Source organism: Allorhizocola rhizosphaerae (assembly GCF_003426775.1).
In the GTDB taxonomy this organism is placed as follows: Bacteria; Actinomycetota; Actinomycetes; order Mycobacteriales; family Micromonosporaceae; genus Allorhizocola; species Allorhizocola rhizosphaerae.
This window is the reverse complement of record NZ_QJUG01000051.1, coordinates 20,041-42,994: the sequence shown is the minus strand read 5'-3', so window position 1 is coordinate 42,994 and position 22,954 is coordinate 20,041. Positions and strand designations below refer to the sequence as shown.

Annotated in this window: 18 protein-coding genes and 1 pseudogene; 5 read left to right on the top strand and 14 right to left on the bottom strand. The window is 68.2% G+C overall.

Annotation, left to right across the window (positions count from 1 at the left end; genetic code table 11):
* The first annotated feature begins 114 nt into the window (after positions 1-114).
* A complete protein-coding gene (locus DM816_RS13485) occupies positions 115-5,841 on the top strand; it encodes an RHS repeat-associated core domain-containing protein (protein WP_211588683.1) in 5,727 nt (1,908 codons plus the stop codon).
* Between the two features lie 181 nt (positions 5,842-6,022).
* On the opposite strand, the gene DM816_RS13480 is transcribed toward DM816_RS13485, so the two are convergent.
* The gene (locus tag DM816_RS13480) at positions 6,023-6,322 is read right to left on the bottom strand and encodes a hypothetical protein (RefSeq protein ID WP_117210562.1); all 300 of its coding nucleotides are present in this window, start codon (positions 6,320-6,322) and stop codon (positions 6,023-6,025) included.
* Between the two features lie 85 nt (positions 6,323-6,407).
* A complete protein-coding gene (locus DM816_RS13475; protein ID WP_117210561.1) occupies positions 6,408-7,181 on the bottom strand; it encodes an SHOCT domain-containing protein in 774 nt (257 codons plus the stop codon).
* A gap of 81 nt (positions 7,182-7,262) precedes the next feature.
* Here DM816_RS13475 and DM816_RS43745 point away from each other — a divergent pair, with 81 nt between their 5' ends.
* Positions 7,263-7,622 (top strand): nuclear transport factor 2 family protein, encoded by a 360-nt coding sequence (locus DM816_RS43745; RefSeq protein WP_211588682.1) that lies wholly within the window; start codon positions 7,263-7,265, stop codon positions 7,620-7,622.
* A gap of 302 nt (positions 7,623-7,924) precedes the next feature.
* Here the strand turns inward: DM816_RS43745 and DM816_RS13465 are convergent, their stop codons facing one another.
* Positions 7,925-9,046, bottom strand: a complete 1,122-nt coding sequence (locus DM816_RS13465; protein ID WP_162907421.1) for a family 43 glycosylhydrolase — start codon at positions 9,044-9,046, stop codon at positions 7,925-7,927.
* A 188-nt stretch (positions 9,047-9,234) separates the two neighbouring features.
* On the opposite strand from DM816_RS13465, the gene DM816_RS13460 reads away from it, so the two are divergent.
* Positions 9,235-10,116 (top strand): hypothetical protein, encoded by an 882-nt coding sequence (locus DM816_RS13460; RefSeq protein WP_117210559.1) that lies wholly within the window; start codon positions 9,235-9,237, stop codon positions 10,114-10,116.
* A gap of 57 nt (positions 10,117-10,173) precedes the next feature.
* Here the strand turns inward: DM816_RS13460 and DM816_RS13455 are convergent, their stop codons facing one another.
* Positions 10,174-10,779 (bottom strand): helix-turn-helix domain-containing protein, encoded by a 606-nt coding sequence (locus DM816_RS13455; protein WP_117210558.1) that lies wholly within the window; start codon positions 10,777-10,779, stop codon positions 10,174-10,176.
* A gap of 140 nt (positions 10,780-10,919) precedes the next feature.
* Here DM816_RS13455 and DM816_RS13450 point away from each other — a divergent pair, with 140 nt between their 5' ends.
* On the top strand, positions 10,920-12,110 hold the full coding sequence (locus tag DM816_RS13450; RefSeq protein ID WP_162907420.1) for an MFS transporter: 1,191 nt from the start codon (positions 10,920-10,922) through the stop codon (positions 12,108-12,110).
* 50 nt (positions 12,111-12,160) lie between these two features.
* Here the strand turns inward: DM816_RS13450 and DM816_RS44405 are convergent.
* Positions 12,161-12,301, bottom strand: a pseudogene (locus DM816_RS44405) (methyltransferase type 11); the annotation flags it as partial.
* A gap of 220 nt (positions 12,302-12,521) precedes the next feature.
* Here DM816_RS44405 and DM816_RS13440 point away from each other — a divergent pair.
* The gene (locus tag DM816_RS13440) at positions 12,522-14,156 is read left to right on the top strand and encodes a PhpK family radical SAM P-methyltransferase (protein WP_162907419.1); all 1,635 of its coding nucleotides are present in this window, start codon (positions 12,522-12,524) and stop codon (positions 14,154-14,156) included.
* 8 nt (positions 14,157-14,164) lie between these two features.
* Here the strand turns inward: DM816_RS13440 and DM816_RS13435 are convergent, their stop codons facing one another.
* The 9 genes from DM816_RS13435 to DM816_RS13395 all read right to left on the bottom strand — a co-directional run bounded on the left by DM816_RS13435 (position 14,165) and on the right by DM816_RS13395 (position 22,900).
* Complete coding sequence (locus DM816_RS13435) at positions 14,165-15,187, bottom strand: hypothetical protein (protein ID WP_117210554.1); 1,023 nt, start codon at positions 15,185-15,187, stop codon at positions 14,165-14,167.
* Between the two features lie 106 nt (positions 15,188-15,293).
* Positions 15,294-16,544: a condensation domain-containing protein gene (locus DM816_RS13430; RefSeq protein WP_117210553.1), complete on the bottom strand. Its 1,251-nt coding sequence runs from the start codon at positions 16,542-16,544 to the stop codon at positions 15,294-15,296.
* Positions 16,544-17,497, bottom strand: a complete 954-nt coding sequence (locus DM816_RS13425) for a ferritin-like domain-containing protein (protein ID WP_117210552.1) — start codon at positions 17,495-17,497, stop codon at positions 16,544-16,546. Before DM816_RS13425 ends, DM816_RS13430 begins: the two co-directional genes overlap by 1 nt.
* The gene (locus DM816_RS13420) at positions 17,494-17,751 is read right to left on the bottom strand and encodes an acyl carrier protein (RefSeq protein WP_117210551.1); all 258 of its coding nucleotides are present in this window, start codon (positions 17,749-17,751) and stop codon (positions 17,494-17,496) included. Before DM816_RS13420 ends, DM816_RS13425 begins: the two co-directional genes overlap by 4 nt.
* On the bottom strand, positions 17,748-19,277 hold the full coding sequence (locus DM816_RS13415) for an AMP-binding protein (RefSeq protein ID WP_117210565.1): 1,530 nt from the start codon (positions 19,275-19,277) through the stop codon (positions 17,748-17,750). Before DM816_RS13415 ends, DM816_RS13420 begins: the two co-directional genes overlap by 4 nt.
* Entirely contained in the window at positions 19,274-20,251 is a 978-nt protein-coding gene (locus DM816_RS13410; protein ID WP_117210550.1) for an NAD-dependent epimerase/dehydratase family protein, read from the bottom strand. Before DM816_RS13410 ends, DM816_RS13415 begins: the two co-directional genes overlap by 4 nt.
* Entirely contained in the window at positions 20,248-21,459 is a 1,212-nt protein-coding gene (locus DM816_RS13405) for a cytochrome P450 (protein ID WP_117210549.1), read from the bottom strand. Before DM816_RS13405 ends, DM816_RS13410 begins: the two co-directional genes overlap by 4 nt.
* Positions 21,456-21,707: a phosphopantetheine-binding protein gene (locus tag DM816_RS13400; RefSeq protein ID WP_117210548.1), complete on the bottom strand. Its 252-nt coding sequence runs from the start codon at positions 21,705-21,707 to the stop codon at positions 21,456-21,458. Before DM816_RS13400 ends, DM816_RS13405 begins: the two co-directional genes overlap by 4 nt.
* Positions 21,707-22,900, bottom strand: a complete 1,194-nt coding sequence (locus tag DM816_RS13395; protein ID WP_117210547.1) for a condensation domain-containing protein — start codon at positions 22,898-22,900, stop codon at positions 21,707-21,709. Before DM816_RS13395 ends, DM816_RS13400 begins: the two co-directional genes overlap by 1 nt.
* Positions 22,901-22,954 lie beyond the last annotated feature (54 nt).

The following is a 22,954-nucleotide window of genomic DNA, read 5'->3' as shown; positions in this document are numbered from 1 at the left end:
CCCGCGCCGGAGCCGGCCGGGTCCACGCCCGCGCCGCCAGCACAGGTGCACCGCCCGCCGGTCTGGCCCGCGGCCACCACCGTCGCGGCGACGGGTCGCGCGTCCGGTGCGCCGGTGTGGTTGGACGCGGCCGACGACACCGCAAAGGTCGAGGTGCTCGACCGGGCGAGCGCGCAGAAGTCGGGAGTGGACGGTCTGCTGCTGAAGGTCAGCGGCAAGGCGCGGCTCAAGGTCGACTATTCCGGGTTCGAGCACGCCTACGGCGCCGACTGGGGGACGAGGCTGCGCCTGGTGACCGTGCCCGATGGCGTGCCATTGGGGTCGCGCAACGACGTGGCCGCCAAGACCGTGTCGGCCGATGTCGCCGACACCGGGCTCGTAGCACTCGCCGCGGCGCCTGAAGGCCCGGCCGGCAGCTATGCGGCCTCTTCGTTGCAACCATCGTCCACATGGGAGGTCGGGGGCAGTTCGGGCGACTTCAGCTGGAGCTACCCGATGCGTGTGCCGCCGTCGCTTGGCGGGCCGAAGCCCGCGGTCGGGCTGTCGTACTCATCGTCCAGTGTGGACGGCCGGATGGCCGCCTCCAACAACCAGCCTTCGTGGGTGGGGGAGGGGTTCGAGTATTGGCCCGGCTTCATCGAGCGCCGTTATCGCGCGTGCAAGTTCGACGGCGGCAACGGGGCCAGTGCGGGCACCCGCAGCGGCGACCTGTGCTGGGCGACGGACAACGCCGTGCTGTCGCTCAATGGCAAAGGCGCGGAGCTGTTGCGCGGCTCGGACGGCCGGTGGCACCCGCGCAGCGAGGACGGTTCGCGCATCGAGCGGCGCACCGGCGGCGTCAACGGCGACAAGGACGGTGAACACTGGGTCGTCACCACGCCCGACGGTGTGCAGTACTGGTTCGGGCACAACCGGCTGCCCGGGTGGGCGGCGGGCAAGGCGGAGACCAACTCGACGTGGACGGTGCCCGTCTACGGCAACGGCTCATCCGAGCCGTGCAACAGCGAGCCGGAGCACTGGTGCCAGCAGGCGTGGCGGTGGAACCTGGATTACGTGGTCGACCCGCAGGGCAACACGATCTCGTACTGGTATGCCAAGGAGACCAACAGCTACTCCCGCAACATGTCCGGCTCATCGCTGACCTCCTATGTGCGCGGCGGCTACCTGGAGCGGATCGACTACGGGACAAGGAGTTCGACCGCGTATGGCACGGCTCCGATGCAGGTCCACTTGATCGAGGACAACCGGTGCCTGACCAACTGCACCAACAAGAACGCCACCACCTGGCCGGACACGCCGTGGGACCTGGAGTGCACGAGCAGCTCGTGCCTGGTCGGCTCGCCAACGTTCTGGAGCGGGAAGCGACTGTCCAAAGTGGTCACCAAATTGTGGGCCGGCACGGGCACCTCCTATCGCGATGTGGAATCGTGGACCCTCACCCACAGCTTCCCTTCGCCGGGCGACGGCACCCGCGCCGGCCTGTTCCTCGACAAAATCGGCCACACCGGCCACGTCGGCACCAACACCTCGGTGCCGGACATCACCTTCACCGGCACGCAGAAGCCCAACCGGGTGGACGCCGCCGACCACTCGCCCGCGATGAACTGGTGGCGCCTGGCGCACATCGTCACCGAGTCCGGCAACTCGATCTCCATCACCTACTCCGGGCAGGACTGCGTGCGCGGCACGCGCATGCCCTCCGCCCCGCACAGCAACATGCTGCGGTGCTATCCGGTGCGCTGGACGCCCGAGGGCTACACCGACCCGGTCATCGACTACTTCCACAAGTACATCGTGACGGCCGTGACGGAGACGGACATGGCGCTGCCCGTGGCGGGCCGCTCGCCCCGGACCGTCACCAAATACGAATACCCCGAGGCGCCCGCGTGGCACTACACCGATGACGACGGACTCATCGACAAGCGCGACAAGACCTGGTCGGTGTGGCGCGGCTACGAACGGGTGCGCGTGATCTCGGGCGACCCGGCCGAGCAGACCGTGTCCGAGACGCGTTATTTCCGTGGCATGCATGGTGACAAGCTCCCGTCGGGTACCAGATCAATATCCATTCAGGGTTTGGAAGGGCCCGCAATCGCTGACGAAGAGGCGTATGTGGGGTTGCCGCGCGAGACCGTCACCTATAACGGCGCCAATGTCGCGCAAGCCACGCTGTATGACCCTTGGCAGGGCGGCGTTACCGCCTCCCGCACCATCGACGGCTCGACTGTCCAATCACGATTTGCGAAGGTGACGGCACAATACGACCGGGTGGCCCTTGACGGGGGTCGTGGATGGCGGCGCACCACGACCAGGACCACCTTCGATCCCTACGGCATGAAGACGGCCGAGGAGAATCTGGGCGACGACGCCGTCACCGGTGACGAGAAGTGCACTCTGACCACCTATGAGCCGCGCAACACCGGCGCCTGGCTGATGTCGTATCCCCAGTCGGTGCAGGAGACCGCCGTCGACTGCGCGACGGCCGGAGCCGGCGGGCTGACCGCCGACGAAATCATCAAATACCAGCGCGTGAGCTACGACCAGCAGGCCGCCGGCGTTGCCCCGGCCAAGGGCTCGAAGAGCCGGGTCGAGGAGCTCAGCGCGCTGCCGAACACCTACGTGACCACGTTCCAGGCGACGCACGACGCCAACGGCCGGGAAGTGTCCACAACGGACGTTCGCGGCAACCGGATCTCCACCGCGTTCACGCAGCCCGGCGGCGGTGCGGTCACCGGGATCACGACCACCAACCACCTCAGTTGGGTCACCGCCACGACGGTCGAACCCGCGTGGGGCCACGAAACCCTGGAGGTGGACCCCAACGGCAAGCGCACGGAACAGGCTTATGACGGCCTGGGCCGGTTGACGTCGGTGTGGCTGCCCGGCCGGGCGAGGACCGAAACCGCCAATTTCCTTTACCAGTACGCGTTACGCCGCGATGCCGCGTCGAGTGTCACCACGTCGGTGCTCAATGCGTCCGGCGGATACACGGTCAGCCACACGCTTTACGACGCCCATCTGCGTGTGCGGCAGACGCAGGCGCCGGACGTGCCCGCCGAAGGAGCGGCACAGGGCCGGATCATGACCGACACGTTCTACGACACCGCCGGGCGCAAAGCGAAGACGAACGAACGCTTTGTGGCCGACGGCGTCCCTTCGGCAAACCTGTTCCTGCCGCTGCCGGACGCGCAGATCCCCGCGCAGAAACGGTTCACCTATGACGGCCTGGGCCGGCTCAGCGCCGAGATCGTCCTGCTCAAGGGGACGGAGTTCACCCGCGCGACGGTCGGACACGGCGGTGACCGGACGTATCACACGCCACCGGCGGGAGGCACCGCCACCACAAGAATCCTTGACGCACAGGGCCGCAATGTGGCGCTGCGGCAGCACCACGGCGCCACACCCATCGGGGCATACGACGAGACCAAGTACGGCTACGACCGCAAGGGCCAGCTGCGCACCGTCACCGACCCGGCCGGCAACGTCTGGACCTACGGGTACGACCTGCGCGGCCGCCAAACGTCCACCGATGACCCGGACAAGGGTCTGATCACGACGGTTTACAACAACGCGGGTGATGTGGTGTCCACAACGGACGCTCGTGGTGAGGTGCTGTTCCGCGAATACGACTCGCTCGGCCGCAAGGTCGCGACGCGCGACGACAACGCCGGCGGCTTCAAGCGGGCCGAATGGACCTATGACACGCTCGCCAAGGGCAAGCTCACCAAGTCCACCCGTTATGTCGGCACGGATGCATACGTCACTGAAGTCACCGGCTACACCGACACCTACCAGAGCAAGGGCACACGCGTCACCATCCCGGCTTCACAACCGGGACTCAACGGGAGTCACACCGTCTCGCACACGTTCAAAGCGGACGGTTCGGTGGCCACGACCCAGCTGCCCACACTGGGCAACCTGCCCGCGGAGACGCTCATCCACGGATACGGGGCGAACGGGGCGCCGACCACGTTGAGCACCAGCCTCTCCAGCACGGGCGAAGACGTGTTCCTCATCAACGGGACCACCCACACGCGGCAGGGCGAGCTGGCCCTGCTTGGCCGGCGTTACGACGGCGGCCAGTCGGTCGAAACCGCCTACTATTACGAGGAAGGCACGCGCCGGCTCGCCCGGGGCCTGAGCGTGCGCGACGTCAACCCGGCCGTCGTGGCCGACCTGAACTACGGCTACGACAAGGTCGGCAACATCACCCGGGTCGCGGAGGCGTCCACTTCGGACAATCAGTGCTTCAGCCATGACTATCTGCGCCGGCTCACGCACGCGTGGACTCCGGCCAACGGCGACTGCAACGCGGCGCGCAGCACGGCCGCGCTGGGCGGGCCGGCGAAATACTGGCAGTCGTTCAGTTATGACGCCATCGGCAACCGGCTCACCTACACCGACCATGTGAACGGCCAGACCACCAACTACCAACACCCGGCAGCCGGCGGCGACAGGCCGCACACGGTGACCTCCGCCCAGACGGGTTCGAGCACGGCGACTTATACGTACGACGAGGCCGGCAACACCAAGACACGGCCGACAGCCGGCGCCGGGACGCAGACGCTGACGTGGGACGCGGAAGGGCGCTTGGCATCCAGTGTGGACAGTGCCGGCACGACTTCGTACATCTACGACGCCGACGGCAACCGGCTGATCCGCGTCGATCCCGGCGGCCGCACCCTCTACCTCGGCGATCAGGAGCTGCGCTCCACCGGCAACGGCGCCGGCCGGACGGGCACCCGATACTATTCCCATGCGGGGCAACGGATCGGCGTGCGCACGGCGTCGGGCCTGACCTGGCTGATCAACGACCACCAGGGCACGGCGGTCGCCTCCGTCGCGGCGGTCGGCCAGGCGGTGACGCTGCGCCGGCACACCCCCTTCGGCACGGCCCGAGGCAGCACATCGGCCTGGGTAGGCGACCGTGGGTTCGTGGGCGGGACCAACGACAACACCGGCCTGGTCCACCTCGGCGCCCGCGAATACGACAGCGCACTGGGCCGGTTCATCTCGGTGGACCCGGTCATGGCGCTGGGCGACCCGCAGCAGTGGCACGGGTACTCGTATGCCAACAGCACGCCCGTCACGCTCAGCGACCCCACGGGCATGATCCCGGATGACTGCGCGCGGCCCGACATCGATTGCGACGACTACGTTGTCGGGTGCCCGAAGTGCAACGAGGAGAACAAGAAGAAGAACCCGTGCTGGCCGACCTCATGCAACGTGCGGGATCCGGACACGTTCATCGGCCCTCCGGCGCCCGGCGTGTGCGATCGGGACCCGCGGTGGTGCAACCGGTCCAAGCCCAAGCCACGGTTCACGCCCTTCCACGATCTGGGCCCGTGTGCCCCGTGGCGCCCGCCGTGCAAGGCGCCGCCGTCGCTTACGCCGCTGGAGCCCACGCCGGAAAACTGCCGCCTGCTGGAAATCCCCGGCTGCCCGCCACCCAAGAAGGACAACGGCGGAGGGGGCATGCTGGCAATCTGCGGTGGCTTCAACGCCCAGTTGGGCGGGGCGGGCTCCTGGGGTGTCTGCATCGGCATCGACTCGAACGGCATCGGTGCCTACCACGGAACGAAGGTCGGGATGGGTCCGGGGATCGGGGCCGGCATGAGCCTGGGAGCTTACGTGTCGAACGGAGGCGTCCGTGATCAGACAGGCGATTCGACGTACGCGCAAGGAGGCGTCGAGCAACCGATAGGTGCCGTCGGGAGCCTCAGCAAGTCGGCAACCGCCAATGTGTGGACAGCCGGTGTCGACGCGAGTGTCGGCCCAGGCATCTCCTTCGGGGAAGCCGGTGTCTCGCGAAACTGGGAGGCCTGGTACTTCGAATGGTGACAGTCCACTAGCTGCACCAGCTGCGTGCGATTGCCCCGGCGGCTGCGGTCGGCGTCACCTGCCGCCCAGCCGCCGGGGGCTGCCCGATGATGCGGGCGGTCTCGGCCGTCGCCGGCTCCCTCCAGACCGAGGGGCGCGGCGCCTGCCGCCGTTCCGACGCCGGGGCTGCCGCGTGACCGTGTCAGCCCCCGAGCCCGAACTGTGAGGCGACCTCGTAGTTTTCGACGCTGTCGATGGTCGTGCTGGTGGTGCTGGTGACCTGCTGGCGAAGCTGGTTGGCGCGCTCGACGCTGGCGCGCAGCGTCTCCGCGCTGGACCACAGGGTCACCGTCTTGGCCTTGCCGGAAGCCCGGTCGATGAGCAGGTAGGCACCCTGAAAGCCGTCCATGCTGCTCACCGCGTCCTGCACCTTTTCGAAGTCGGCCGCCATCTCGTCAAGCCGGCTGACCGGTGCGGTGTAGCTGCTCACGCGTGCGTACATGGGTATCTCCCCCCGTTGCATGCTCCCCATGTGAGCGTGCCACATCTTCGGGGCACTTCGCGGGCAGTTGAGCTATGGCGCGTGGCTAGGCCTCGTCGAGAATCTTGCGTTTTTGATCCTCGAACTCGGCCTGGGTGAGCGCTCCGGCCGTGCGCAGGTCGTTGAGCTTGGCGAGCCGGTCCAGCGGGTCCGCCTGCGACTGCGCGGTGACCGACTCGGCCTGCGCGATCGCGAACAGCCGCCGCACCTCCGGCGGCGCGTTCTTGTTGGCGTCCGTGGCGATGACGAACCTGCTCTGGTCGGCGCGGTCGTACCAGGCGGGGTAGCGATGACCCGGCTGGGGCAGCGCGAGCCGGGACACGACGACCGCCTTCTCGCCGTCGAAGGGTGCCGAACCGTCCTGCGGTGTGATCCGCAACTTCAGCTTCACCTGCGGGTTTTTGTTGATGGTGGTGCCGGTATCCTCGATCTCGACCACCGTCGCGATGGCAGGCGCGCCCTCGGTCACCAGCCGCTCCGCGCGGCGCTTCATCACCAGCACGACGGGAATCGCGGCCAGCGGCAGCAGCGCGACGGCGAGGAAAATGCCGCCCATCACGGGCGCACCGGCCCAGATCGCGCCCACTCCGACCCCGAGGAAAATCCCGAGGACCGAGTGGCGACTACCCGCGAACGCCGAGGCGATCGCGACGATTACCGCCGCGAAAATACCGATGATGTACGGCGCCAACTCCGGTGGGCACTCCGGCTTGCCCTCGCCGCCGCAGCTGCCGATGCCCATGGCGCCGTGGATGCTCCACGCGATGGTCACCGACGCGACGAGGCCGGCCAGACTCGCGATGATCTTTTTGCGTGGCATAGCGGGATACGATATGCGGCTGGCCTGGCTCGCACTACGTACTGTCGCCAATCAGACCCGCTGATAGTCCAGAATGGACGTGTGGATAAATCTTGGGCCCTGTCGTTCGCGGACCAATGGGTGCGCGATTGGAATTCGCATGACATCAAGGCCGTGCTCGCGCACTTCGCCGACGACGTGGTCTTCACGTCGCCGCTGGCGGCCCGCGTGATACCGGAAAGCGGTGGCGTGGTGCGCGGCAAGGAGGCGCTGCGCGCCTATTGGACCCAGGCCTTCAGCCAGGTGCCGGATCTGAGGCTGGAGCTGGTTTCGCTGTTCGTCGGCGTCAGCACCGTGGTGATCGGCTTCCGCAACCAGAAGGGTGACCTCCGCGGCGAGGTGCTCGAGTTCGACAACGGTTTGGTCGTCCGGGGCCACGCCACCGACCTCGTCACCGGATGACGAAGGCCTCCGAGCAGAACAGGTGCTGCGGCCCGTTGAGTGGATAGCGGCCCCGGGTCCGGGTTTTCGGCGGGTTTGGGCTGCGGCGCCTCCCGCTGGGGCACGACACCGAGGCAGAAGACCACCAGCCTCACCGGATCGGGCAGCTTCACCTGAGTCACGTAAGGCCGGCGGGCCTTGAGCGGCAACGACACCCGAAGCAGGCTCTCGTTGTCGACCTCCAGCACGCCGATCAGGCGCTCGACGGCCGTGCCCGCGCTGCGGACTCTGACCGACCGTGCGTGACCGGCAGATTGCGCCGATCAGTTGGCCGGTGTGTAGAAAGCGTCGATTCTCGGGACGCCGTTGGAGTTCCAGGCGATCCGCCCGGCGTAGAGTCGTCTCACGTCGCTGTCTCGCACGCCGTCACCGTTGCCGTCGCGATAGGCGTGCAGGAAGAAGTCGTCGGACCGGGCCACCACGAGGCCGCCGGGCCCGCATAGTCCGTTGCCAGACCTGATCAGGGTGCCGCCCCCGGCGGTGGTCGTGCCCGGGAATCCGCTGGGATAGTTCCAGCCGGCGCGCGGCAGGTCGTTCTTCAGCCAGACGGTCTTGTAGGTGCAGTTCGCCCAGTTGTCCCACGACGCGAACAGATAGTATCCGTCGCTGCGCACCACCATGTGCGGGTTTTCGATCTGGCCCTGGGCCCGTTCGATCAGCACCTCGCTGGAACTCACCGGGTTGGTCCAGTTGTCGTCGAGCTCGACGCTCCACAGCTTCGTTCCCGGATCGGGCCGTTGGCTTTTGAACAGCAGGATGCGGCGGCCGTCCTTGGCGGTGAAGGTGGACGGGTCGATCAGCCCGACGCCGCCGGTCACCGGGGCCGACTTTCCGGGGTGGTTCGACCCCGGGGGACACACGAGGGGCCGGCCGTCCTGCGGCACGTAGTCGCCCGTCACGCCGGTCGTGGAAACCGCAACGCCAATGCATCGCTGGTTGCTGTCCACCAGGCCGCTTACTTTGGTGGCAAAGAACATCACCCAGGTATCGCCTCGAACGTGCTGGATCTCGGGCGCCCACGCCCCACCGCCGCTGGACCAGGTGGGCAGTCGGGTCAGCGCACCGGCCCGACGAGTCCACGGCCCCCGCGCCGACGGTGCCGTCAACATCGGGACCAGTGGGCCGGTCGCCGCCGCGACGAACTGCTCACCCGTCCACGCGACCGCCGGATCGGCGAAGTTGTCGCTGAACACCGGCTGCGGGTCGGCGGCCACCGTGACGTCTTCGGCGGACGGGTGCTTCAGCGCCGCTTGCGTGGGGAGAGCGGCCAATGACACCGTGGTTATCACCGTGGCCGCGACAGCCGCCAGGCGCCGTGCCGTCGCCGCCGACATGTTGAGCTTCGGGTACATCGTCACCCCTTGATTGCGCAGTGCGAGTCTCACTGTCGCGGCAGCGTATTGATGAGGTCTACAAGTTCGGTACCACAGTGCTACAAACGTGTTTTCGGCGGCTCCGCAGACTTGTAGAACCATGGTACTGAATTTATAGATGTCACCAATATGCTCCGTTGCCGAGTCATCGGTGGCTCCAATCTCACCATCGTCGGCATGTCGCAGCAGAGGGAGCATTCATGAAAGTGTCGCCAATCGTCCTCGCATTCGTCACGACGATCGCGGCTCCCGCCGTGATCGTGTCATCCCCGGCGGCAGTGGCGGGCCCGGCAACCCTGGCACCATACCCGCCCACGAGTCCCATGGTCTTCGTGACGGCGAACATTGGCAGGGATTACACCGGCGGCGCCAGCAAGATCTCCAGCACCCTGGAGCGCATCAGGGGCAATGTGAACAACGCGTCCAACGGGCGGCCGAGGTTCATCGGCTGGCAGGAGATCGATGAGGACGACCCGGCCGAGGAGATGCAAATCCTCAAGGACGTCTATCCGAGCGACACGGGATGGGAACGATCCCTCAACCGCACGCTTCCAGACGGCACGACCCAGCCGTTGAAGGTGCCGGCCGTCGCCCATGACGCCCAGAAGACCGAACACCGCGTCGCGTTCGGTTCGAGCGGCCTGGAGTCGGCCAGCCCGACCCGCTGGATCACCATCACGCGCTTCGACAACCAGAACATCTCGTTCATCAATACCCACTTCATCGCCGGTGCGTTCGGCGACTGCGACAACAGGTGCGCCGAACGGCTCGACCGTTGGAAGGCACACTGGGAGAGCCTGAAGGACCAGGTGGCCAGGGAGCACAACGCCGGCTACAACGTGGTTGTCACCGGCGACTTCAATCGCCGGAAGGTTGCCGGCGGATGGACTCCCGCCTCGGTCCACCCGGATGCCCATCAGGTGAAGGACGGCGGAGTCGACCACATCATCGCGATCCCGCGGCAGGGTTGGCAGGTCGACAAGATCCGATACGCGGACGGCAGTTTCAAGCAGGGGGAGTGGTGGATCGGCATCGACTCCCACGAGGCCCACTGGGTGACGTTGCAGTTCCAGCAGCGGTAGTAGCAAGCACCTGCGAGCCCGGCGAACCTGGGGGCCATGTGCGGGGTCGGCGATGGTCTAATTCGGACGGTCGCCAGGCCTACGGCGCCCGGCGCGCGCCCGGACGTGGATCCGTTCGCCCTGCTTGCCGAAGAGACTGAGCACCTCGACGCTCCCGCGCCCGGTGGAACCGAACCAGTGCGGCGTCTGGCAGTCGAACTCGGCGGCCTCGCCCGGACCCAGCACCACGTCTTGGTCGCCGAGGACGACCCGAAGCCGGCCCCGCAGCACATAGAGCCACTCATATCCGGCGTGCGTCCGTAGGTAGGGCTCGCTGTCCCGGGCCGGGATCGTCATCTTATAGGCGCGAGGCTCGCTCTGTTGACGGGTGAGCGGGATCAGGACCCTGCCGTCCACTCGCGCCGAGCTTTGCGGCACGCGAGGGTCCAGCACCCGGGGAGCCGACACGATGTCGTCGAGGCCCAGCCCGAGGGCGGCGGTGACCGGCAGCAGCAACTCAAGGCTTGGCCGGCGCTGCCCGGACTCCAGCCGGGACAGGGTGCTGGTGGAGATGCCGGTGGCGCGGCTGAGCTCGGCCAGCGTCACCCCCTTCTTCTCCCGGGCACGGCGCAGCCGGGGCGCGATCTGATCGATCGCCGCGGCGACGGCCGGCTGGTCCTCCACGACGCCCAGTCCATCACCTCATCCCGGTTTCGGCAACGAAGTTTGCTGGATCCAACCGGTGATCCGGATGCTTGCCGCCGGAGGTGATGACCAATGAATTTCTCAACGTACGCGGTCATTGTGGCCGGAGGTGCCGGCCGATGAGCACCGTCACGACCACTGGCCAGCCACACACCATGCGTTCCAACCGGTTGCCGATCGGGGTGTATCTGCTCGCCTTCAGCCTGTTCGCGATGGGCAGTGCCGAGTTCCTGATGGCGGGCGTCCTGCCCGCGGTCGCCACCGACCTGGATATTCCCCTTGCCTCGGCCGGTTGGCTGATCACCGCGTTCGCGCTGGGCGTGGTGCTCGGGGGCCCACCGTTCGCCGTGCTCAGCCTGCACTGGCCGCGCCGCACCGCGCTGCTGGCGACCCAGCTCGTCTTCGCCGCCGCCGTCGTGGTCGGGCTGCTCACCGACCACTGGGTCCTGCTGATCACCAGATTCGTCTCCGGTCTGGCCTACGCCGGGTTCTTCGCCGTTGCCGCGGTGACGGCGATCAGCCTGGTCACACCCGACCGCACCGCCCGCGCCTCGGGCGTGGTCGTCAGCGGCCTCAGCGTGGCGATGGTGGCCGGTGGACCCGCAGGCACGCTGCTGAGCCACCTGACGGATTGGCGGGGTGGTTTCTGGGGCGTGGCCGTCCTCACCGTCGCCGGCACGATTGCCTGCGCGCTCGGCTTGCCGGTAACGAAATCCGCGACCAAGCCGAGCCTCCCGCGGGAGTTCGCCACGATGCGGTCGCCACGCCTATGGGGTGCCTTCGCCATCACGATCCTGAGCACCGCCGCATACATGATCTCGTTCAACTACCTGGCGGCGGTCCTCTCCGATGTCGCCCGCATCCCGCAGGTGTGGATCCCGGCCATCCTCGCCCTCTTCGGGATCGGCGCGTTTGTCGGGCTGTCCATCGGCGGACGGATTTCCGACCGGCGTCCCCACTACGCGCTCCTCATCGGAGCGGTCGGCATCGCGCTTCTGTCCGCTCTCCTGGCCGGATTCGCCGGACATCCCACGGCCGTCGTGCCGATCGTGTTCCTGCTCGGCATCGCGGCCTTCGTGCTCAACCCCGCCATCTACGGACGGGTGTTCACCATCGCCGCAGATGCGCCCACCATCGCCGGTGCCACCACCGTCTCGGCGTTCCAACTCGGCATCAGCCTCACACCGGTCTTCGCTGCCGCGGCATTCGAACTGGACGCCCCGATCACCTCGGTATCCTGGATCGGCGCCATCCTGGCGCTGATTACCATCCCGCTCATCTTTCTCGATCGGCCAAGGCGTGCTACGTGATGGGTATGCGCATCTTCATCGCCGGTGTCCATGGCGTGGGCGGCGGCGACGGCCGCGACGGCGGGGTTGAGGTCGACGGCGAGCACCCGGCCCGAGGGTCCGACGCTGCGTGCCAGATGTGGCAGCGCGCCGCCGGCGCCCGTGCCCAGGTCGAGTACTTGGCCGCCCTCGGGGATTTGGAGCGCCGCCACGGCCTGCGCTATGGCGGCGTCGACGAAGTCGCGGTTGCTGGTCAGGTACGCCGCAAAGCGCGCGTCAAGCGGGGTGGCGGTGATGGGCTCATAAGAAAATGATAGTCATGTTCAATAAGCGCGATGTGTCGTATCTAACGAGCCGTCGGACTGTTCGAACCTGTACGAGCCTGTCCGATCCGCTTCCCGTACATGACAATCGATGTGCAGGATCGAAGTCATGCGAGCGGGAGCGGGTGCCGTCGACTGCGTGCTCATCGGGTTCAACGACTTCGACTTCCCCGAGTATGTGCAATCCGTGGCGGCCACGGGCCGTCACGCGGGCGCGTTCCAGGACGTCCGACTGTCCTATGTCGACATCGACGGTCAACCGCTGCGGGCGCTCGATGTGCTCAGCAGGTACCACCAACCCGTTGCCACCCGCCGCTTCCACAATGCCGACTTCCTCTGGCCGGTCATCACCTACCTGGGGACGTTCCTCGCGCGCCACGGCTTCACCTTTGACTACGTCAACCTCTTCCAGGAGGAGAAGGAGCGCCTGGCCGATGTGCTGCGCTCGGGCCGGGTGCGGACCGTGGCCATCACCACGACGCTTTATGTCTCGCCGCACCCGATCCAGGAAATCGTCGGCTTCGTCCGCGACCGTGCGCCCGACGTCACGATCATCGTGGGCGGGCCCTATATCGCCAACCTCATGGCCGCCGCGCACGGGCCGGGGCTTGAGGCGGCCCTGTCCAACCTCGGTGCCGACATCTATGTGGTGGGCAGGGAGGGCGAGCTCGCGCTGAGCCGGACCCTGGCCGCGCTGCGCGACGGGCGCGAACTTCATGCCGTGGACAATCTGGTCTTCCGGCAAGGATCCGGCTGGGTCTACACCAGGCAGGCTCCCGAGTCCAACTCGCTGTCGGAGAACATGGTGGACTACAAGCTTTTCCCACCCTCCGCCTTCACCGAGTTCGTCACCACCCGGACCGCGAAGTCGTGCCCGTTCTCCTGCTCCTTCTGCGGCTTCCCGCAACGCGCCGGAAAGTACACCTATCTGGAGCTCGCCGATGTGGAACGGGAGCTCGACAACATCGCGGCGCTGCCGGGCATCAGCGCGGTCACGTTCATCGACGACACGTTCAACGTGCCCAAGGTGCGTTTCCGGGAGATCCTTCAGTTGATGATCGACAAGCGGTACCGTTTCCGGTGGAATTCCTACTATCGCAGCGACCACGGTGACGCCCGCACCATCGACATGATGCGCCAGGCCGGCTGCGAAGGCGTGTTCCTCGGCATCGAGTCGGGCAGCGACGAGCAGCTGTCCCGGATGAACAAGACGGCTCGCCGCGCCGACTACCTGTCCGCCCTGCGCGAGTTTCGCCGCGCCGGCATCTCCACCTACGCCTCGCTGATCGTCGGGTTTCCCGGCGAAACGGCTGAGACCGTTGCCGAGACGGAAAGTCTCTTGGTGCAGGGCCAGCCCGACTTCTTCCGGGCCCAGCTGTGGTACTGCGATCCGGTGACCCCGATCTGGCAGCGCCGCAAGGAGTTCGGCATCGCCGGGCGCGGCTTCACCTGGCGGCACGACACCATGGACGCCGCCGAGGCGTGCGCGCACATCGAGCGCATCTTCGGATCCATCGACAGTCCAATTTGGATGCCACAGTACGGATTCGAGCAGTGGAGCGTCTTCTACCTGCTGCGGCGCGGGATGTCGATGGAGGGGATCAAGGACTTCCTGCGCGCGTTCAACGCGGTCGTGCGTGAGCAGATCCGCCACCCCGACCGCGCCGAGATCCATCCGGCGCTCCTCGACCGCCTGATCAGCAGCTGCCAATTCGACGAGGCACCGATTTCCCTCGCGAGTTGATCATGAAGTTAGTGCCGGGAGAAGTGCGAGAAGCGGAAGATTTGGCCGAGGGATGTTGTGTCGCAATGGTTTCGTAGCACCGGGAGCCAGTCGCCCGCCGCGTCGGCCGGGACTCCCAGGCACAGATCGTCAGGTAGCACGCGGATGCGATATCCGCGCAGTGGTGAGGTTACCGGCTCAAGCTGGAATTCCGCGCAGTGCCACAAGGCCGCGGACGTCTCGCCTGCGCCTTCCGCCCACCGCGGCTGGCTGCCAGGCCGCGGGGCCTCCTGTTGCACTTGCGTCCGCCAGGCCGTCGGGCCTTCCGCCAGTATCCCGCCCGCCCTGCTGCCGGACGCGACGACGCCCAGGCATCCGCGTTCCGTACGGATCCGATACGCGCTTTGGTCTCCCGCCAGCAGAGCCATGGGAGCAGACGCCCGGCCACAGTCGGCCTGGAAGATGAACCCGCTGTCGTCGCCCGGCAGTGCGGACAGGCACATACCGGAGAGGGCGACCCGAATGTGATACGGACCGGGCGGAGGCACAGCGCCGCCCGGCACGGGTGCGGCGCTTGACCCGTGCGGTTGCGCGGCGGCGAGGCACAACGACGTGACCACGCCGAGGACCGCTGCGAGCAGCCGGCGGCGCCGGTTGTTCGGTGCGAGGCGGACAGGCGCCGACGATGGCGTGACGACTGCCGGTTCCGGTCGGCGGTGCCACTCGTCCGGCGCGGCGGGCGATTGCGGGCCGACTGCCGGTTCCGGTCGGCGTGCCCGTGATTCCAGCCGCGAGCGCGCGTCCAGCCAATGCTTGATCTGCTCGCGATCCAGATCGCAGGCGGTGAGGAAGGCGTCGACCAGCTCCGGGCGTGGCAGCGTCTCCCGGTTGAGTGCGGTGCCCAGCGTGCTGGCGGGCAGCCAGGCACCGGCCGCCGCAGCACGCCGTTGAATGCGGCGATAGGTCAACCCGGAGCTGTCCTTGACTTCCCGCAACGCCGCGACGTATTCGATGGCGTTCTGCGCTTGGCATGGGTCGACCGACTGGTTCATCCTGTTCCGCCCCAACAGTTTCGGAAGATGCCCTGTCGGTACGATGCTTGCCCACGTGATCCGCGCTCGGCAACGCCGCCGGACGATTCCGGACGATCTCGAACAGTCACAGCTCGCGCTGGATCATCCCGCCCACCGTCGTGACCAAGGCTTCTACCGTGTCCACCGGGAGCAGGCCGGTGTCGTGGGTGACCCATCCGCGCGCCCGGTCCGCCACCCGGATCGTCCAGACCTGATCCCACGGGCCGGGGCCGGACGTCGGTACCTCCGGCGGGGTTTCGACGCGACGATAGGTGAACCCCATGCCCGCAGCCGGTGCCACGACGGGCGGCAGCTGGATCGCCTGGAACACCGGAGTGGTCGGCGACGCGGCGGTGAGCAGCCGGCCGAGCGCCGGCACCGCCTCGATCACGCGAGTGGCCGGCACCTCGTGCCGGCACGCGGCGGCGAAGTCGCGGTGCACCTGACCGACGATCTCACCGACGGAGCACCCCCGTTGCGGGTGGATCCGGATGGGGACGAGGTTCAAAAACCAGCCGACGGTCGACCACTCGCGCGGCCCCCGGCCTGCGGTCAGCACCGGGATCACCAGGTCGTCGACGCCGTAACGGCGATGCAGCGCCACCGCGAGCGCCGCCATCAGGACGACGAACGGCGTGGTGCGCGCGGAGCGGCTGGCGGTCGTCAACGCGTCGATGTCCGTGATCCAGCTGTACCGCCCACGCGTTGCGCTGCGCGCCGCGCTCCACTGACCGTTCACGACCGGCGGCAGCCCGGAAAGCCGTTCCCGCCAATAGCCGAGCGCGTCGCGGATGCGCGCCTCGGCCCGCGGTGACCGTGCCTGCGCCGCGAGCTCGGCGTAGGTCGGCGCGTCGGACTCCGGCCACACCGCGTCGCCGGTGCGCGCCCGATACGCCGCATGCAGGTCCCGCATCAGCAACTCAAGCGACCACGCGTCGGCCGTGGCGTGATGCGCGCCCAACAACAGAATCGCGTCCTGCGCGTCGATGATCCCGAGGTGTGCCCAAAGTGGAGGCAGCGGTGGCTCCGGCGGCCCACCCGCGGGCCGATCGGCGACGAACGCGGCGACCGAAGCGGAGCCCAGTTCCGTGACCGTGAGCATGGCCGGACGCACGGGCGCGATCCGTTGGTGCGGCGGCCGTGCGACGATTTCGGTGCGCAGGGCCGCGTGCCGGCACACGAGATCATCGAGCGCCGCTTGCAGGATGGGCGGTGAGATCGGTCCAGCTAGCCGGTATGCGGCCGCGGCGGTGAACGCCGGTCCGAGCACACTGCCCGGCTCCAACGCGTCCATCACTTGCAGCAGCCGCATGCCATACGACAGAACGGCTCGCACTACAGGCGCCCCGGACCGAAATCGAGCAGGTCGAGCGCCGCCAACCCGTCCCGCACTCGCGGAGTGAGCAGTCCGATCTGGCGCAGCGCCGCGATCACCTTGGCGAAGATGGCCTGCCGATACTTGACCATCAGCGCGTCGTGTGCCGCGTAGTCGACGCCCTCGGCGCGCGGCACGTCGAGGCGCTCCCACACGTCCTCCAGCAGGAACCGGCGACGCATCAGCGCGGCCGCCTCCAGCACCAGCTCCTCGCGCTCGGCCAGCTCCCCGGCGGTCAGCTGCGGGTACACCCCACTCAAGGAGAGCACCCCGAACGTCACATGGCGCGCTTCGTCTCGGGCGACCAACCGGGTGATTTCTTTGATGAGGTCGTCGTGGAAAGTCTGCTGAGCGAGCCGGAAGACGGCCATCGCCAACGCCTCCACCATGATTTGCATGCCGAGCGCGGCCATGTCCCAGCGAGACTCGGTGATGACGTCGCCGATCAGCGCCCGCAGCGACTCGTTGACCGGGTAGGGGTCCGCAACGTGCTCGTTCAGGTAACGCTGGAACACCTCGACGTGCCTGGCCTCGTCAGCGGTCTGGCTCGCGGCGTAGTACTTGCTGTCCAAGTCCGGCACGGCCTCGACCAATCGTGCGGCGACCACCAGACCACCCTGCTCGCCATGCAGCACCTGGCTGACCATCCAGGCCTGCAGCTCCCAGCGAAACCGGTCCCACTCGCTCCGCCCGCGACGTGCCAACGGCGACACCGCGAACGACGCCATGGCGAACGACGAGTCATCGGGCAGGGGCGAACCGAACGGCACCGGCAGCGACCACGTGATGTCCGTGCTGGCGTTCCACTGAGCCTGCTTGGCCCGCTCGTACAGATCCCGCAGGCGTGGTGCGCTGGGCGCATAGTCCCACGTGAGCACGGTCTCCAGCTGGACGGGCAGCCGCCACGCGGTCACTGTCGCTCCCGGACGGCGGCCTCGACGTAGGCGACGAGATCGCCGACCACGACGATGGAACCGGCGCGCGACTCGTCCAGTGGTTCGAGCCCGAACTCCTCCTCCACGGTGAACGCCAGCTCAAGCAGGAGCAGTGAGTGGTAGCCGAGATCCTCGACAAGCCGGGCCGAGTCGTCGGCCGACTGGTCCTGCATCGGTGCAAGCGCCTCGACCACCTGCCGCACCCGTTGGCCCACTTCGGTATCGATAGTCATGACCGACCTTCCTCCTCGACCAGTACCCGGCCCGGCAGCTGCCCCGCGGCGAATCGCTGCCACAGCTCGCGGCGCCGGGGCTTGCCGCTTGTCGTGCGTGGGATCGTGCGTGGGGGAGCCGCGACCACTACCACCGCCGCGCCGTCGACGCGGACACGCAGCGCCTTGGCCGCGTCGTGCAGCCAGCCGGGCTCGCCTTTTTCCTCCACCACGGCCACCGCGGTGTCGCGCCCGCCGTGGTTTCCGAGCAGTACCGCGAGGTGCCGCGATGACGCACCGAGACCGACGAGCGTGGCCTCCAGGTCTTCGGCGAACACATGGCGGCCCCGCACCTTGATGCCGTCACCGAGCCGTCCGAGCACGTAAAGCTCACCCGCTTCAAGCCATCCTGCGTCGCCCGTGCGCAGCGTGCCCGTGTAGTCATCGGCGATCGAAGCACCGCTCACCACGATCTCGCCGACACATCCGTCGGGCAGCGGACGACCCTGCTCGTCCTGAATGGACAGACTCACACCGGGCAGCGGCGGGCCACACCCCACGACCCGGACGCCGTCGCGCTCCACGGCCCGCCAGGTCTCGCCTCGCGGCAGCCCGGTCACCGCGAGGGTGGCCTCGGCCAGGCCGTAGGCGGGTCGCAGCGCACCGGCCGTGAACCCGTGCCCGGACAACAGATCGGTGAACTGCTCCAGGACGCTTGCGTCGATCCGCTCCGCGCCGACGACGAGCGCTCGCAGTGCGGAGAAGTCCATGCCCGCAAGCGATTGCGGAGGCACGCGCCGCACGACGTGTTCGAGCGCGAAGCGGGGCATGGCCGAGTACTGCGCGCCCTCCTCACCGAAACACCGCAGGTAGCGCAGCGGGCGCCGGATGAACTCCTCCGGTGAGAGCAGCCAGATGTCGCTGCCGTCCACCATGGGCGTGATGAGGCAGCCGGTCAAACCCATGTCGTGGTGGACCGGGAGCCAGGAAACGGTGGTGCCGCTGCCGTCAAGGCCTATCCACGAGCGGATCGCGGCGACGTTGGCGGCTAACGCTTGGTGTGAGATGCGCACTCCGCGGCACCGGCCGGTGGATCCGGAGGTGAACTGCAGCAGGGCCGTGTCGGTCGGCGTGGCGTCCACGGGGTTCGCGCGGATTTGCGCCACGGTGTGCACCGCAGCGGGTACCAAATCGGCAAAGTCCTCATCGGCGAGCACGGCAGCCGGTTTGGCGACGCTCAGCACCCAGGACAGGTGTTCCTTGAATGCGGCGGCACCGCCGATCCCGCCGGACGGCGCGACGGGCGATGGCACGGCACCGGCAAGCATCGCACCGAACAGACTGACCACGAATCCGGGCCCGGAGCGCTGCACGATGCTTACCGTCTGTCCGGGTTGGACACCCGCCGCGCACAGCCCACCGGCCACCCGCGCGGTCTCCTCCGCCAGCCGCGCATAGGACCAGAATCGCCACTGCCCGTCGGGAGCGGCGAACCGAATGCCCCGCTGCTGCGAGGCACGGTCCATCCAACCGAGTACCCCTGTCATGAGCCCCACCACATAGTGCCGCCAATGCCTGCGGGGCGGGCCGCCACCGCGCGTGCGGCTTCTTCGGCGTAGCAACGCCAATAATCGTCATCCAGCGTCCGCCACGTCACCCCGAGCGAGGCAAGCACCTGCCGGGTGTGGGTGTCGTCGAGGCACGGCACCGGGAAACCGTCGGCGAGCGCGGCGAGCCTGCGCCCAAGGCGGGAGAGCCCGCCACCGGTCACGCCATTGCCCGCCTCGCGGATTGTCGGCATCGGATACGAGGCGCCCACCAGGTGGAAGCGGCCGGGGTTGCGGGAGCGGATGAGCCCGCGCAGCGCCTGTCCCAACTCGTCACCCGGCACGGCCCAGATCCGCCGCTGCGGGCCCGATCGGCATTCGCCCGCCGCGCCCGCGCCCAGAAGCAGCGTGAGCCAATGGTTCGCGCGGGTGTCGGCGGCCAGGTAGCGCGGATCCGGAACGGTGTCGGCCGTGCGGTAGATGCTCAGCGCGTCCGGCGGGACGATCCGCTCGGCGGCCAGCTCACTGAGGCATTTGGACAGTGCATAGCGGGTTTGGCCGGGATGTGGCAGCGCCGGGTCGGTCTCGCGGACCGGGCGATCACTGGTCATCGCCACCATGACGCTGCTCAGCAGATGCAGGTGCGCGCCTGTCTCCCGCGCCCGCTCGGCCAGACGCACGGTGGTCAGCACATTTCCGGTGAAGTACGCCTCGTGCGAGCCGACAAGCAGGCTGTGCCCACCGGCGTGGATGATGCTGTCGCAGACCGGCAAGTCGGCCGTGTGCACGTCGCCGAGCACGATGTCGGGCAGCGGCTGCCGCTCACCCAGCATGGCCCGGAGTTCCGCGGAGGCCTGCGCGGTGGACGTGCGCCGCATGAGCACCGCCAATCGCCCCGTGCCCGCGAGCCGGCGCAGGACGCACCGGCCCACCTGACCGGTGGGCCCCACGAGCAGCCAGTCGTATGCGGTCATCGCGGCGTCCCGCGCACCACGAGTTTGCTGATCCCGGCCAGCCAGTTGGAGCGCACGCGGCGTACCTCATCAGAGATTTGAACATCGGCGAAGCGATCGAACAGCGCGGCGAAGAACGCCTGCAGGACCGCACGTGCCAGCGCCGCGCCGATGCAGGTGTGTGGCCCTGCCCCGAAGCTGAGATGGCGGTTGGGTGACCGCGCCGGGTCGAAAACGTCGGGCCGGGCGAACCGGTTCTCGTCGCGATTGGCCGAACCGAGCCACGCCACGACGGCATCGCCCGCGTCGATGCGGACGCCCTCAAGGCTGACCGGCTCGGTCGCGCGACGCATCAGGTGGCGGGCCGGGCAGGCCCAGCGCAGCGCCTCCTCCACACCGCTGCGCAACAGTTCGGGCCGGCCTGCCCAAGCGGCGTAACCACCGTTGCCCGCGAGATGCGCGATGGTGACGTTGGGGACCTCGCCCAGCACCGCGACCGCGCCGCTCAACAGGTCATAGCAGTTGGCCACCACGGCACCGGCGCCGAGCGGCCGCCCACCGACGGCCAGGCCGAGCAGGGCGGCGACGAGGGTGCCAGGCTGAGGGTCGCGGCGTTGCCGGGCAACCAGATCGAGCAGGTACGCGAACAACTCCCGATGCGCACGGTCCAATGTGGCCTGTGGGCCGCCGGGCAGCATGTATTCCGGTTCGGTCTCGGCCTTCACCATGCACATCAACCGTTCGAGCCGCGGCCAGTCGGCTTCGGGTATCCCGAGCAGCGGCCCGAGCGCGATCCGCGGCAGGTGCGCGGTGACCGTGGTCAGGTCGAACGGCACACCCGCTGGCATTGTCCGAAGTAGACGGTCGATCTCCTGCCGGTACCCGTCACCTCTCCCGCCGATCATCGCGTTGGTCAGCAACTGCTGCACGGGCCGGCGCAGCTCGGTGTGCCGAGGCGGGTCGGTGGTCACGAACTGATGGCCCGCAGCGGGTTCGGGCCGGCCGCGCATGCCGAGGATTGTGCCGCCCTCGGAGCTGAACACCGCGGGGTCCTTCAAAACCCGCTCCACAGCACGGTATGTCGTGACCGACCAGTACCCGGGTTGCCTGCCGTCGCCCGCCTGCCAGTGCACCGGGGCCTGCTCGCGCAGCACGCGCCAGACGTCATGCGGCTCGCCGCGCAGATAGCGCGCGGGATCGCTCAGGTCGACGTCAATGGTGGCGCTCAATCCGACTCCCCGGTGATCTCCTGGGCCAGCTCGGCGATCGTGGGCCGCAGGAAGAGCGTCCACGCGGAGACCTCCACGCCAACGCGTTCGTAGATGTCGAGCATGAGATCGGCGGCGAGCAGGGAGTGCCCGCCGAGCTCGAAGAAGTCGTCGTTGACCCCGACGGTGTCCAGGCCAAGCTTCTCCTGCCACAGCTCGACCAGGAGGGCCTGCAGCCGGTCGCGGTCCATGTGCGTTGACAGCTCCATCAGAGGCGTTCCTCCAGTGTTTCGCCGAATCCGGTGAGCAGGGCGACATAGCGTGTGGTCAGCTCGGCGAGGAACCCGGGCTCAAGCGCGATGCCCCAGGTGAACGCCGATCCGTACAGGCTCTCGTCGGCCGGATCCACCTCCAGCGCCCACTGCATCCCGGTGAACGGCAGCAGCGGACGAACCGGTGGGATCGGCGGGCGCAACGCCAACCCACGCCATGCCGGAGATCCAGGGACCTCGATCAGTTCGAATTGGACCGATATCGTGCCGGGCTGGCGGAAGAGGCGGTCGGCCGCGGGCAACCGGTTTATCAACTCCATCACCGGCAGTTCGTGCGCGCACGCCTCGGCGAAGGCCACCCGCACCCGTCGGCTCGCCTCGGCTGCGGTGGGCCGCCCCGCGAAACTGCTGCGGATCACGACGGCGTTCATGAAGAACCCGACGGTCGCCCAGTCCGCCCGGCTCCTGCCCGAGGTGAGCACCGTGACCGCGAACTCCGTTGTTCCCGTGATTTCTTTAAGGGCGATTTGGTACGCGGTCAGGCCGGCAAGAAACGGGGTGGTGCCCGCCGCCCGTGCGGCCCGCCGCAGGTGCCCGAGGTTCAGCGAGCCGAGTTCGAGCGGCCACGCGATCGGTGGGGTGCCCGGCTGCTCGTCGACCATGGGCAGCGGCGCGGGTGGCAGGTCAGCCAAAACCCTTTCCCAGTAGGGCAGTGCCGCATCGGTTCGGGGGGTGGCGGCCTGGCCGCTTCGCGGGGCGGCGGCCCGCTGCAGACCGCGTGCCACGAGGTCGAGCGACCACGGGTCGGCGACGCTGTGATGGGCGGTGAGCAGCAACAGGTCCGGCCCGGCGAACGCGCGCAGCAGCGGCGGGTCGTCGATGGGGATCGGCTGCGCCAGGCAGTCGGGGATGTCCACATCGGAGTCGAAGACCGTCAACGGTACCGGGCGCGGCGGTGCGACGATCGGGCCGTCCGGGGTGAGCACGGTGCGCAGCGCCTCGTGCCCGGCCACCACCTCGTCGAGCGCCGCGCGCAAGCGACCGACGTCGATCCGCTCGGGAAGCGCGAACGCGGAGCGGGCCAGCACGTGCGGCCCGAGCGCCGTCCCGTGGTGGCTGCGCTCGGTGCGCAGCAACAGTTCCTGGGTGAACGACAGCGGCGCGGCCGTCACCGGTGCGGGCAAAGACATCAGGCCTCCAGCGGTCGCACCAAGACTCGGCCGCCGCCTGTTGCCCGGACAAGA